We start from the raw sequence: 11,146 nt of genomic DNA, 5'->3' as shown, positions 1-11,146 counted from the left end.
GCGGCTGTTTTATCTTCCGGTAGTTGAAAAAATCATGTAAAATACCCTATTTTGCAACCTGAAGTTCTTTTCTAACATCCTATCAAACAGCAAAGGTTCCCACTCATCGTGGGATTAATAGGGAATTGTGTGCAAATCACAAGCTGTCCCGCAACTGTAAGTAACGCAAAAGTTTTACCCTTGTTGTCCACTGTACTGTATTCGCAGCATGGGAAGGACGGTAAAAATGTTACAAGCCAGGAGACCTGCCTCTACTGTATCTGACAATGCTTTCGTGGAATGAAGCAGCCGTTGGACTGATATGCGCATCAACCGCCTGTAGCAACAGCCGGATAAATTCTCCGTGCGCATATTCCCACACTTTCTTTCCTGCTTAGCATCGCTGATGTCGCAAAGAGCTTTTAGCTGATTTTTTATCATCTTAAAAGCATACTTAAATATATCATTATGAATCAGGAGAGAACAGATCAGTCAGTAACGAGAATTTTTAAAGCCGTTTTCCCGGACAGCGTCAATCATTACGATACCCTGTTCGGAGGTACCGCCATGGCACTCATGGATGAAGTAGCCTTTATCACCGCCACCCGATACAGCCGCCAGAAAATGGTCACCGTAAGCAGCGACCGCATCGACTTCACCAAACCTATTCCGGCCGGTACCATCATAGAACTGGTAGGCATGGTGTCCTTTGTAGGGAATACCAGCCTGAAAGTAAAAGTGGAAGTATTTATCGAAGAAATGTACTCGCCAACCCGGGAGAAAGCTATCACAGGGGAATTTACCTTTGTGGCGATAGATCATGCGAAGAAACCGGTTAAAATTCTTTAGAATTACGAATAATGAATTACGAATTACGAATTGCGAATTGCGAATGAAACGGGAAGATAAAAGCGAAGACCCAAGCGAGATATATTTAAGTATTTGCTTTGGTCTTCGCTTTTATCTTCCCGTTTCATTCGCAATTCGCAATTCGTAATTCGTAATTCATCATTCGTAATTCCTGCTACTCATATTGATGCGGATACGCCAGCCCTTTCCCCGTTTCGCACAGTAATCTCAGGCTTCTTAAAAACATCGCCCAGTCATAGGTGCATGAAGCCATAGACGGGGTGTATTCTTTCCATCCGTCATGGCGGAAAAGCAGGACTGCGCCGTTTTTATGCGGTTCAATGTTGAACGAAACAGTGGTGCCGATCCAGTCTTCGAAAGCCTGCACGCAAACCCATTCTACCTGCGATGATGGCGTGAGCCTGGTTACTTTCATTTCCTTGAAATAATCCGGACCAAATGAAAAACGAAGTATACTACCCGTTTCAGGCTTCGCGATGGTTTCAGGTGTCCACCATCCGGCTAACCCTTCCTGTGTGGTTACTGCTTTATAAACTTCTTCCGGAGAAGCTTTAATAACCAGCTTGTGCCAGATATTTGCCATAGTTATGCTGTATTGTTGAAACACAAAGCTATCGGATATTCATCACGCAGAAGGGGGGAGAATCAGACATTGTAGAAGGGTAATTTAGACAGATCAGCGCTGCAGATACTGCCTTTTTTTAATACATTTGCAGCTCCTTCCGGAAGCGGAAGGAAATTATTTTTGTTACCCGGATGAATACGTTAACCATCAGCTATAAAATACCTGCAGCCAGGCAGGAACGATAAACAATGAACAGGAACGCCGAATACGAGAAAATGCCCAAAAACCTGAAAGGATTGCATCTCTCTGAAAAAGCCATGAAGGAACTCAATAAACTGAAATGGATTGTAACAGAGAAAATACATGGCGCCAATTTCAGCTTCGTATACGAACAGCGCAAACTGCTGTTTGCAAAAAGGAAAGCATATCTCAGCTGGACAGATGATTTCTTCGGATTTCAGACAGTAGTCAATGAAATGGAAGATAATATCCTCCGTCTTTTTGAACAGCTGAGCAGCGATATGCCAGCACAGCGGTATATCATTTACGGAGAATTGTTCGGCGGGAAATATCCTCATCCGGAGGTTACGCCGGTACCTTATGTGCAGGCTATTCAAACCGGCGTATATTATGCGCCTTCCATCAGGTTCTGTGCATTCGACATCGCTGTGGAAGATACGGCAGGAGGGAAGCAATACCTCGACTACGAGTCTGCCCTTGCCTATTTTGAACGCTTCGGCATTTTTTGCGCGAAAGCGCTGTTCAGCGGCAAATGGAATGAAGCGCTGCAGGTTGATATCAGGATAAATTCACTCATTCCCGCACAGCTGCGGCTGCCGGAACTTGATACCAACCTGATAGAAGGCGTGGTAATTAAACCGCTGCGCCATTCCGGACTTATCAGCACAGATATACGCCCCATCATTAAGGTAAAGAACCCTGAATTTGATGAGGAACAAAAGTTCCATGAAGCAGAAAAATGGTCTTTCATTCCGAAGGTAACTTCCCGGTCGGAAAAGCTTTCTTTCCTGGTAGAGGAGATATCCGGTTACATTACCGTGAACCGACTGAACAGCGCCATATCCAAAACAGGCCGCCTGGACTTCTCCGATGAAGCCCGGCTCTCAGCCATAAAACAGGAGTTTCTGGAAGATATATGTGTGGATTTTAATGAAGATAACGACCGTATACTGGCTTACCTGGATACACCTGAGATGAAATGGGTGCAGGACCGCATCGCAGTACGCCTGACTGCGTTCCTGGCCGCACAGGCAGGATCAGATACCTGATGCCGGCATCGGCAGTCCGGGTTAAAATGAACGCAGTTTGTGTTAATTATGGCAAATATTTATCTGCCAAAGAAAAGCATATTTGATACCGTGCCGGGATGAAACCGGTATGGTAAAAATATCGCTATGCCTGATTATTCCCGTTCGTCATCTCATCCCAAAGGTCTCTACATCCTGTTCGTAACGGAAATGTGGGAGCGGTTCAATTACTACGGTATGCGCGCTGTGCTCATCCTGTATATGACCAAAGCGCTGCTGTTCAGCAAGGTGTTTGCCGCCAGCCTTTACGGCAGCTACACCGGCCTGATCTACCTCACTCCGTTGCTGGGAGGCTATATCGCCGACCGTTACTGGGGTAACAGCCGGTCCATCATCACCGGAGGAATAGTGATGGCAATCGGAGAGATCATTCTCTTTATCAGCGCGTCTGTATTTCAGCATCAGGCTGACTTGTCCCTGCTGCTGTTCTTTTGTGGCCTGAGCTGCATGATTTCCGGCAATGGCTTCTTTAAACCGAATATATCTTCACTGGTAGGGCAGCTGTATGAAGATGGCGACAAAAGGAAGGATGCGGCCTATACCATTTTTTATATGGGTATCAATACCGGTGGGGCCTTAGGTCCTGTAATATGCGGGCTTGCCGGCGATACCGGCAATCCGGCTGACTTCAGATGGGCCTTTCTCGCCGGGGCCGTGAGTATGGTGATCGGCGTGATCGTACAGGCAGTATTTCATCGCCGTTATGTGATTGCGCCCGATGGGAAAGCGCTGGGGCAGACTCCGGAAAATGCGCCTGCCAGATTGCTGCGGCCGCTGGTGATCACAGGCGGACTGCTGCTGTTCACGCTCCTGATGATCGGATTGCTCTACCTGGATGCCAAAGTAGTCAGCTACCTCTCTTATCTGCTGCTGGCTGCGGTGGTACTGATCGCTTTCGTTATCTTCCGCGACACCTCACTGACGCGCCTGGAGAAGCAGCGGATAAAAGTAATTTTCATCATTTCCTTCTTTGTGATATTTTTCTGGGCTGCCTTTGAACAGGCAGGCGCTTCGCTGACATTTTTTGCTGATGAACAGACCAACCGGCAGCTGAACTGGAAGATACCGGTATGGAGCATCCACCTGGTATCCGGAGCAGGGCTGCTCCTGTTTTTCAGGTTATTCCTTGCGGCGCGGAAACGCCTGTCAGCAGCTGCTGACCACATATTACGCAACAGCGTATATGGGTTGCTGTTAGTCCTGAGTGCCGGATTGCTGCTATTGAATCTGTATCTGCTGGCCATGCCGGAAGCCTCGCTGCTGCTGGATGAAATTCCTCCGAGCCTTTTCCTGTCCCTGGGGTCTGTATATATTGTTTTATTTGCGCCATTCTTTACCTGGCTGTGGCCGCGGTTAGGAAAGCGTGAACCCGGCGCCGCCGTGAAAATGGCTATAGGGCTGTTGTTACTGGCGTTGGGGTATCTGTGGATTGCATTCGGGGTGAAGGAAATAGCACCCGGAACAAAAGTGAGCATCATCTGGATTACCGGCATGTATGGCCTGCATTCCCTTGGCGAATTGTGCCTGTCGCCCATCGGTCTTTCGCTGGTGAATAAGCTCTCGCCGCTTAAATTCTCTTCTCTGCTGATGGCGGTATGGTTCCTGGCTACAGCGGCGGCCAATAAGTTCGCCGGCGTGTTAAGTACTTTATATCCCGAGCAGGGCAGAACCGTAAATTTCTGCGGATACCTTATCCGTAACTCCTACGATTTCTTTTTGCTGTTTGTGGTGATGGTAGGGGCGGCGGCGCTCTTGCTGCTGCTGCTTTCCCGGTGGTTGTCGGCGATGATGGCGCCGGCCGTTGAAAAGCCGGCGCCGGAGATAGTTACTTTGCTTTCAGCAGGTCAGCAGGTGTGATTTCATTGGAAAGCAGGTGACCGAAACTTTCCCATCTGCCGTCTGGCCGGGATTGGCCGGCGCTGGCGGAAATATACGCTTTAATCAGGTCCTGTCCGTAGTTATAGTTGATAACATAACTGCGGTTTTTCCGGATGAACTGTAACCCCTTTGCGGCAGCTTCCTGGTTCAGGAGCGTATAATTCAGCAGCCACTGTACGGCGGTAGAATCGGACATACTCCCATTCAGCAGCCCTCTGCCTACTTCATTGCGGGCATAGTTCAGCTGTCCTTTGATGTCCAGCGCTCTGAAGTAGGTGTCTATGCCGGTGGTATCCAGTCCGGCCAGCGGAAGCAGCACGTTTTTCGTGAAGATGGTTTTTTCATCTCCCGGGAAGGCGATCTCAATGCCGTAATTGGCGCTGCCTTCGGCTATCAGCGACTGCGGACTGAATAAAGGATACAGCGAAACTTCCGGCCAGCCTTTATCGTGATACAGGTTTTTTTCCAGCAGCATATTATACACATGATGTCCGGGGTAACCTTCATGGCAACCCAGGTCGATGGCCTTTTCTATAAAGATGCGCAGGTCGGCGCTGATCTGTATCAGGCTGGTGTAATGGCCCTTGTACCAGTTATATCCCATCCAGGGTTTGCCGGAAACATATTCCAGTGTAAAGCTCTCCGTTGATGGCAGCGCATAATGCTGCAGGGTACGTTTACGGGCTTCTGCAATGCCGGTTTTAAATACGGTGTCCAGCTTTTCCTTCGGGATGATAAACCGGTTGGCCAGCTCCTGGAAACGTTGCTGTACAGCGCCTTTGCCGGGCAGCAGGCTGTCCAGCCTGGCGATGAGCAGCTGGTAATGCTGTTCAGGATAAGCCGGCGCTACTACGTCGAATAATTCTTTTGACTCTTCATCAAAGGAACTGAGTTCACCGGAAAATATTTTAATTCGCCGGCTGAAAGCAGTGAGCTGTTTGGTGATCCAGTTGGCGCGGATACGTACGGTATCTTCCTTTGTGGCCGCGGCTATCTCCTGCAGGGAGGTTTTCATGGCTGCCACAGCGGTCAGGAAGCTGTCTTTCGGAAAGGAGGCCTGCCGGGATACTGGTTTCAGCGAATCCGGGCCGTAATAGGCATCTACAAAATCCGGATCATACTGTCCGATGGCAAGGCCCAGCCGTACATAATCTTCCGCGATCCGGTGCAATGTTTTGCTACTGGTATCTTCCTGTTGCCGGGTGTTACAGGCGAATAAAAAAAGGAATGACGCTAACAGTAATCTGTTCTTCATGTATAACGGGATATTTATTGAGCGATTAGATGTTCTATTTCTGCTGCGGTACGGGCAAATGGCCGTCCCAGCAGGCGGCCGCCGCCTGCGGTTACTACGAAATTATCTTCCAGCCTGACGCCTCCGAAATCCTGGTAGGCCGCCAGCTTATCGTAATTAATGAACGACGCGTGTTTGCCTGCTGCCTGCCAGGAGGCTGTCAGCAGCGGATTGAAATAGATACCGGGTTCTATCGTAAATACAAATCCTTCTTCAAGCTCTCTTCCCAGGCGCAGTGATTTTAATCCGAACTCGGTACTCTGTTTGAATGTTTCGGTGTAGCCCACATATTTTTCGCCGAGGTTTTCCATATCATGAATATCCAGTCCGAGCATATGTCCCAGTCCGCAAGGGAAGAAAAGTGTATGTGCGCCGGCTTCCACGGCTTCGCGGGCATTCCCTTTCATCAGGCCCAGCGCAATGAGTCCGGCGGCCAGCTGTTCGCAGGCCAGCAAGTGAACATCCTTAAAGCGGATACCTGGCCTGATGGCGTCGGCAGCTGCTTTATAGGCGTTATATACAATGTCGTAGATCTCCCGCTGTGCAGTAGTAAATTTTTTATTGACAGGGTGCGTGCGGGTCAGGTCGCCGGCATAGCGCATGGCATTTTCTGCGCCGCAGTCGCATAGCAGCAGCTGTCCGTTCTGCAGGGGAACAGGATGGGCATGATTATGCAGGAACTGCCCGTTGGCGGTCAGGATAACGGGAAAGGATATATTACCGCCTGCTGCAATGGCCACTGCCTGCAGCCTGCCGGCGATCTCTGTTTCGGTGACGCCGGCTGCCGCCAGCTCCATCGCTGTCAGCTGCATGTCTATGGTAGTGTTCACCGCGATCTCTATCTGTTCCAGTTCTTCCGCAGTTTTAACGGCACGCTGTGCGATAATGGCTTTTATCAGCTTCACGGAAACGCGGTCTGCGAGCTGGTTTACAGGTATGTCCAGCCAGGCGCTCAGCCGGATGCTGAGGTCGCCGCGGTAGGGCTGCAGGAAATGTACTTCCTGTTTATGACGGATGCATTGCGCCAGAAAGTCTGCCAGTGCGGAAGACGGGCGTATATCAGTAATACCTGCACGCGCCGCCTGCGCCGCCAGCGATGCTACCGGACCGGTCCACATAATCTGCTCTACGGTCAGTTCATCTCCGAATAATATCTCCCGGTTATTATCTGCATCTATAATGAAATGAATTCCCGGCCTGTCTATCCCCGCAAAGTACAGAAAGCTGCTGTCCTGGCGGAAAGGAAAGATATTATCTGTATAGTTCATCGGACTGTCTTCATTCCCCGGCAGCAGAATAATACCGCTGCCCATGTCTGACTGCAATCTTTTTCTCCTGTTGATATAAGTCTGCGCTGAAAACATATGGCTGTATTTTTAGAATAATTTATAGATAAAATGGCATTAAAAGTAATTAACAAACCCCGATAATCATTTATTGGGTTAAAAAGGGCAGACAGATGGTTAAAATTTGATTATTTGGTTATTTGAGATTTGGTTATTTAAAATGCAGCGGAGATTTTCGCGTATATCATATCCGCAACGATCTCCGCTGCATTTTAAATAACCAAATCTCAAATAACCAAATAATCAAATTATCGATGATTTCCGGCGGGATTACCGGAAAATGCCGGAAAGAAATATTCATTTTGTAAGTCCGCCCAGGGAAGAAGTATATGGTATGGTCGCTGTATTTGAAGATTTGTATGGTAACCGCTGGGACCTGCTGCAACCTCATGAAAGCAACAAAGGCTTGCGTTGATATCTCCTTCAGCTGAATTGCTGCCGGAATTGCAGCGGAGATAAATTTGTTTTTATCTTAAACAGTTTACTGAATGACTGCGGATGTTCAAAGCCAAGTTCATAGGCTATTTCACTGACAGACAAGCCGGTGGTAGACAGTTTCTCCTTTGCCTTCTCTATAAGCCTGCCGTGTATATGCTGCTGGGTATGCTGGCCTGTCAACACTTTCAGCAGGCTGCCCAGGTAATTGGCGGAGAGGTTTAACTCCTTCGCAAAATATTGTACCACAGGTAATCCTGTCCGTGCCAGGTTGTCGTCACGGAAAGAGTCGGACAACAATTCTTCAAAACGGTCAAGTATCCGGTGATTGGCAATTTTCCGGGTAATGAACTGCCGGTGATAAAATCTTTCTGCATAGGTGAACAGCAGTTCCAGCTGCGCAATCATTACCGGCTGACTGAACTGATCGATATTGGAATGGTATTCCTGTTCAATATGCTGTATAATACCGGAGATGGTGTTTTCTTCCTGTTCCGACAGGTGCAGCGCTTCATTCACAGCATAGCTGAAATACTCATACTGCCTGATAGCCTTTGCCAGAGGCGTATTCCAGAGGAAGTCAGGATGGATCAGCAGGATCCATCCCGAATGTTTCGGACCTTTGTAGCCTTCGATGGAAAAAACCTGGCCCGGCGAAATAAAAAACATGACCCCTTCATTAAAATCATACGCCTGATGACCGTATTTTATTTTTCCCTCAAAATTTCTTTTCAGGGAGATAGAATAAAAATTCATGACCATACTGGCAGGCTCCTGTTCGCGCAGATGTTCCAGGTCTTTGCAGTTGACCACGCTGATGAGCGGGTGCCTGGGTTTGGGCAGTTTCCGGAACTGGTGGTAATCTGTGATCGTATTGATTTTATAGGGAGATGTATTTTTCATGTCGCTTTAATTTCCGTGACGGAAGGCTGCGGCAAATTCCTGCGCGAAATCTTCCAGCTTGATTTTCCCCAGCGGTATCGGCTGGTGTTTGCGGTAATCAGCAGCAAAATCACCGCTGTGAATATTGGCAAAGATATCAACAAGATTGACAGCAACATTTTCCGGTATACCTTTTTCCAGGCAGTCTGCCAGGGTTTGTTCCCGGGAGCAGCGCCGCCATTGAAGATCCGGTTGCCCGATGGCTTTACCAATAGCTGCGGCTACTTCGTTGCAGGTGCGTTCATCGCTGACAATATACCTGATGGCAGGAGTTGCCGCCGGCGTGGCTTCCAGCTCTTCCGCCGCAACTACGGCAATGTCTGCCGGCGCAATCAGCTCAATCATATCCTGCTCTCCATAGGAGGCGCGGATATGTCCCAGTTTCCTGATGGTGTCCATAAAGCCGTAGAGGTTGTAGTAGAAATAGCCAGGGCGCAGGTGTGTGACGGATATGCCGGGTATGTCATTGAAGATGCTTTCCACATCATGAGCGCCCAGGATAATACCAATGCCGGCATCCAGGTGTGCGCCCATGCTGCTGAGAAAAACCACCCGTCTGACGCCGGCGGCTTTAATGGCGGCGGCATAGCGGCGGCCTGTTTCCTGGTACCAGGAACGCTGGTCTGCGGCGGTGAAGCTGGGAGGTACCATTGCATACAATGCATCGGCGCCCTGCAGGGCGTTGCGCAGAAAATCTGCATCTTCCAAAGTACCGATGGCGGCATGCGCGTGCAGCGCTTCAATATCTTTTTGTCTTTCAGGCTGACTGCTGATGACGGTGACGTGATGTCCCTGCTGTACAAGCAGTTGGGTAAGTGGCTTACTGATGTTGCCTAATGAACCGGTTACTGTTATTTTCATATGCAGCTGTTTACTGCAAAGTTCAGCAGATGCCGGCAACCGGCTGTAGTCAGATCAACTATTGTTGTAGCCATATGAAGGATGCAGGGCCTGGCGTTATTTTACTGTCAGTATTACTTTTTTTGCAGCTGCAGCAGCATCCTTCCAAATTGCGGATGCATCGGAGTAATACGGCCGCTGTTGATGGAAATGCCTACGGAACCTGCAGGCGGTACGGCTCCGCCCAGGCCCGGACCGGAAACGGAAAGAAACACAGGCGCTTTGCCTTCTTCTCCCTGTATGGTCCAGGAAGCGCCGGTGATACCGCCTTTGCTGAGTTTCAGTGTTGAGCCGGGCGGCGTTTCATATCGCAGGAAGCTGTTGGCGGGGATGTCCACTTCTTCGCCGTTTACTTTTACCGGCATGGGTTTTCCCTTGTTGCCGAAAAGGTATACCACATTTTTTTCTTCCCTTTCTGTATTCCGGCTGAGCGCCGCTTCACTGGCCAGGTAAAGGTCCAGGATCAGTTCTGCTTTGGCATCGCTGCTGTCTGTGAAGGAACGGCATATAAATACGTTGGAGCCCAATCTGACGGAACGGTTGCCGGCATGGTTCCATATTTCCCAGAGTGATTTACCACCCATCGCGGAAGCTTTGGAAGAAAGGGTAGCCACATATTCCAGCCCGGCGGTATCGGAAGGGTTGTTCCAGTAAATGAACTGCCGGTGTTTTCCCTGCCGCTGAAATGTTTCCGACTGGCGCAGTATGTCAACATCCTGGCTATATGCCCGGCCTGCCAGCAGCAGGCAGATGATAATAAGGTAAGGGGATTTCATAAAAGGGATTTATTCAAAAATAATATAAAAACAGCAGGAAGAATGACCGGCAGTACAGCAGGTACTGTTGCCCCGTGCCATATGCCTGAAAGATAGCTGTTATCTCCGGATTTTTTTCCGGACACGCTGCTGAAGTTATCTTGAATGCAGATATATTATACAGGGAAGATTTTAACAAGTGTTTTATTAACTTCGGCGCTGATTTTTATCCGCTTACATGTCTAAACCTATCCTCCAACAAACTCCGGATACTGAATTATGGCAGCAGGTCCGGGAAGGCAGCCTGCAGGCATACGGGGAAATTTACGAACGGTACTGGGAAACCCTGTACGAAAGTGCTTACTGGCGGCTTTATGATAAGGCCGTGGCCAAAGATATTGTGCAGGAGGTATTTATCTACTGCTGGCAGAAGAGAGAGCAGATACAGATTACCACTACGGTAGAAGGGTATCTTCGTGTAGCCGTCAGGTTTAAGGTGCTGAACCACCTGAAGTCGGAAGAGGCCAGGGAGAAATACCGGCAACTGGCTGGCCGGGAGCTGCCTGAAATTACCTGGTCCACAGAAGAAGCCGTTGCCGGCGCTGATCTGCAGGCCAGCTACCACCGTGAGCTGCAACGGCTGCCGGATAAAATGAGGCAGGTATTTATTGACAGCAGGGAGCATGGGCTGTCTGTCCGTGAAATTGCGCAGAAGCATACGCTCTCGGAACAAACTGTCAAGAACCAGCTTTCTGCCGCACTCAAAAAATTACGGGAAGGGTTGGGCGGCTTCTTCCTGGATTAAAAATTTTTTTCTTCTACATAGTACTCCCGGAATCTGAGGATTGTCTATT

At 49.1% G+C, this 11,146-nt stretch carries 11 protein-coding genes and 1 riboswitch; of the genes, 5 read left to right on the top strand and 6 right to left on the bottom strand.

The window, feature by feature from the left end; all coding sequences use genetic code 11:
- Nucleotides 1-76 precede the first annotated feature (76 nt).
- A riboswitch (cobalamin riboswitch) is annotated at nt 77-267 on the top strand.
- A 180-nt stretch (nt 268-447) separates the two neighbouring features.
- A complete protein-coding gene (locus GWG06_RS18360) occupies nt 448-828 on the top strand; it encodes an acyl-CoA thioesterase (RefSeq protein ID WP_160714975.1) in 381 nt (126 codons plus the stop codon).
- Between the two features lie 175 nt (nt 829-1,003).
- Here the strand turns inward: GWG06_RS18360 and GWG06_RS18355 are convergent, their stop codons facing one another.
- Nucleotides 1,004-1,432 carry an SRPBCC family protein gene (locus tag GWG06_RS18355; protein ID WP_127043305.1) on the bottom strand — a complete coding sequence of 143 codons (429 nt, stop codon included), beginning with the start codon at nt 1,430-1,432 and terminating at the stop codon, nt 1,004-1,006.
- A gap of 230 nt (nt 1,433-1,662) precedes the next feature.
- Between GWG06_RS18355 and GWG06_RS18350 the strand changes: the two genes are divergently transcribed.
- Together GWG06_RS18350 and GWG06_RS18345 are read left to right on the top strand one after the other, a co-directional pair.
- Nucleotides 1,663-2,703, top strand: coding sequence for an RNA ligase family protein (locus GWG06_RS18350; RefSeq protein ID WP_160714973.1), 1,041 nt, complete (start codon nt 1,663-1,665; stop codon nt 2,701-2,703).
- 126 nt (nt 2,704-2,829) lie between these two features.
- Entirely contained in the window at nt 2,830-4,599 is a 1,770-nt protein-coding gene (locus tag GWG06_RS18345; RefSeq protein WP_160714971.1) for a peptide MFS transporter, read from the top strand.
- On the opposite strand, the gene GWG06_RS18340 is transcribed toward GWG06_RS18345, so the two are convergent.
- Together GWG06_RS18340 and GWG06_RS18335 are read right to left on the bottom strand one after the other, a co-directional pair.
- Entirely contained in the window at nt 4,568-5,875 is a 1,308-nt protein-coding gene (locus GWG06_RS18340; protein ID WP_160714969.1) for a hypothetical protein, read from the bottom strand. The genes GWG06_RS18345 and GWG06_RS18340 overlap by 32 nt on opposite strands.
- Nucleotides 5,876-5,889: 14 nt before the next feature.
- Complete coding sequence (locus GWG06_RS18335; RefSeq protein WP_160714967.1) at nt 5,890-7,278, bottom strand: aminopeptidase P family protein; 1,389 nt, start codon at nt 7,276-7,278, stop codon at nt 5,890-5,892.
- A 262-nt stretch (nt 7,279-7,540) separates the two neighbouring features.
- Here GWG06_RS18335 and GWG06_RS30705 point away from each other — a divergent pair, with 262 nt between their 5' ends.
- Entirely contained in the window at nt 7,541-7,675 is a 135-nt protein-coding gene (locus tag GWG06_RS30705) for a VOC family protein (RefSeq protein ID WP_262888704.1), read from the top strand.
- Between the two features lie 8 nt (nt 7,676-7,683).
- Here the strand turns inward: GWG06_RS30705 and GWG06_RS18325 are convergent, their stop codons facing one another.
- The 3 genes from GWG06_RS18325 to GWG06_RS18315 form a co-directional block, all read right to left on the bottom strand.
- Nucleotides 7,684-8,598: a helix-turn-helix domain-containing protein gene (locus tag GWG06_RS18325; RefSeq protein ID WP_160714965.1), complete on the bottom strand. Its 915-nt coding sequence runs from the start codon at nt 8,596-8,598 to the stop codon at nt 7,684-7,686.
- A 6-nt stretch (nt 8,599-8,604) separates the two neighbouring features.
- On the bottom strand, nt 8,605-9,498 hold the full coding sequence (locus tag GWG06_RS18320; RefSeq protein WP_160714963.1) for an NmrA family NAD(P)-binding protein: 894 nt from the start codon (nt 9,496-9,498) through the stop codon (nt 8,605-8,607).
- 113 nt (nt 9,499-9,611) lie between these two features.
- Nucleotides 9,612-10,313: a hypothetical protein gene (locus tag GWG06_RS18315; RefSeq protein ID WP_127044544.1), complete on the bottom strand. Its 702-nt coding sequence runs from the start codon at nt 10,311-10,313 to the stop codon at nt 9,612-9,614.
- 217 nt (nt 10,314-10,530) lie between these two features.
- Here GWG06_RS18315 and GWG06_RS18310 point away from each other — a divergent pair, with 217 nt between their 5' ends.
- Entirely contained in the window at nt 10,531-11,097 is a 567-nt protein-coding gene (locus tag GWG06_RS18310; protein WP_160714961.1) for an RNA polymerase sigma factor, read from the top strand.
- Nucleotides 11,098-11,146 lie beyond the last annotated feature (49 nt).

This window comes from Chitinophaga solisilvae (assembly GCF_009928525.1).
In the GTDB taxonomy this organism is placed as follows: domain Bacteria; phylum Bacteroidota; class Bacteroidia; order Chitinophagales; family Chitinophagaceae; genus Chitinophaga; species Chitinophaga solisilvae.
Note: the sequence above shows the minus strand (reverse complement) of the source record. Positions and strands in the feature narration are given on the sequence as shown.

Coding starts and splice junctions, on each gene's coding strand:
- GWG06_RS18360 (WP_160714975.1), top strand. CDS start 448: ATGAATCAGGAGAGAACAGATCAGTCAGTAACGAGAATTTTTAAAGCC.
- GWG06_RS18355 (WP_127043305.1), bottom strand. CDS start 1,432: ATGGCAAATATCTGGCACAAGCTGGTTATTAAAGCTTCTCCGGAAGAA.
- GWG06_RS18350 (WP_160714973.1), top strand. CDS start 1,663: ATGAACAGGAACGCCGAATACGAGAAAATGCCCAAAAACCTGAAAGGA.
- GWG06_RS18345 (WP_160714971.1), top strand. CDS start 2,830: ATGCCTGATTATTCCCGTTCGTCATCTCATCCCAAAGGTCTCTACATC.
- GWG06_RS18340 (WP_160714969.1), bottom strand. CDS start 5,875: ATGAAGAACAGATTACTGTTAGCGTCATTCCTTTTTTTATTCGCCTGT.
- GWG06_RS18335 (WP_160714967.1), bottom strand. CDS start 7,278: ATGTTTTCAGCGCAGACTTATATCAACAGGAGAAAAAGATTGCAGTCA.
- GWG06_RS30705 (WP_262888704.1), top strand. CDS start 7,541: ATGCCGGAAAGAAATATTCATTTTGTAAGTCCGCCCAGGGAAGAAGTA.
- GWG06_RS18325 (WP_160714965.1), bottom strand. CDS start 8,598: ATGAAAAATACATCTCCCTATAAAATCAATACGATCACAGATTACCAC.
- GWG06_RS18320 (WP_160714963.1), bottom strand. CDS start 9,498: ATGAAAATAACAGTAACCGGTTCATTAGGCAACATCAGTAAGCCACTT.
- GWG06_RS18315 (WP_127044544.1), bottom strand. CDS start 10,313: ATGAAATCCCCTTACCTTATTATCATCTGCCTGCTGCTGGCAGGCCGG.
- GWG06_RS18310 (WP_160714961.1), top strand. CDS start 10,531: ATGTCTAAACCTATCCTCCAACAAACTCCGGATACTGAATTATGGCAG.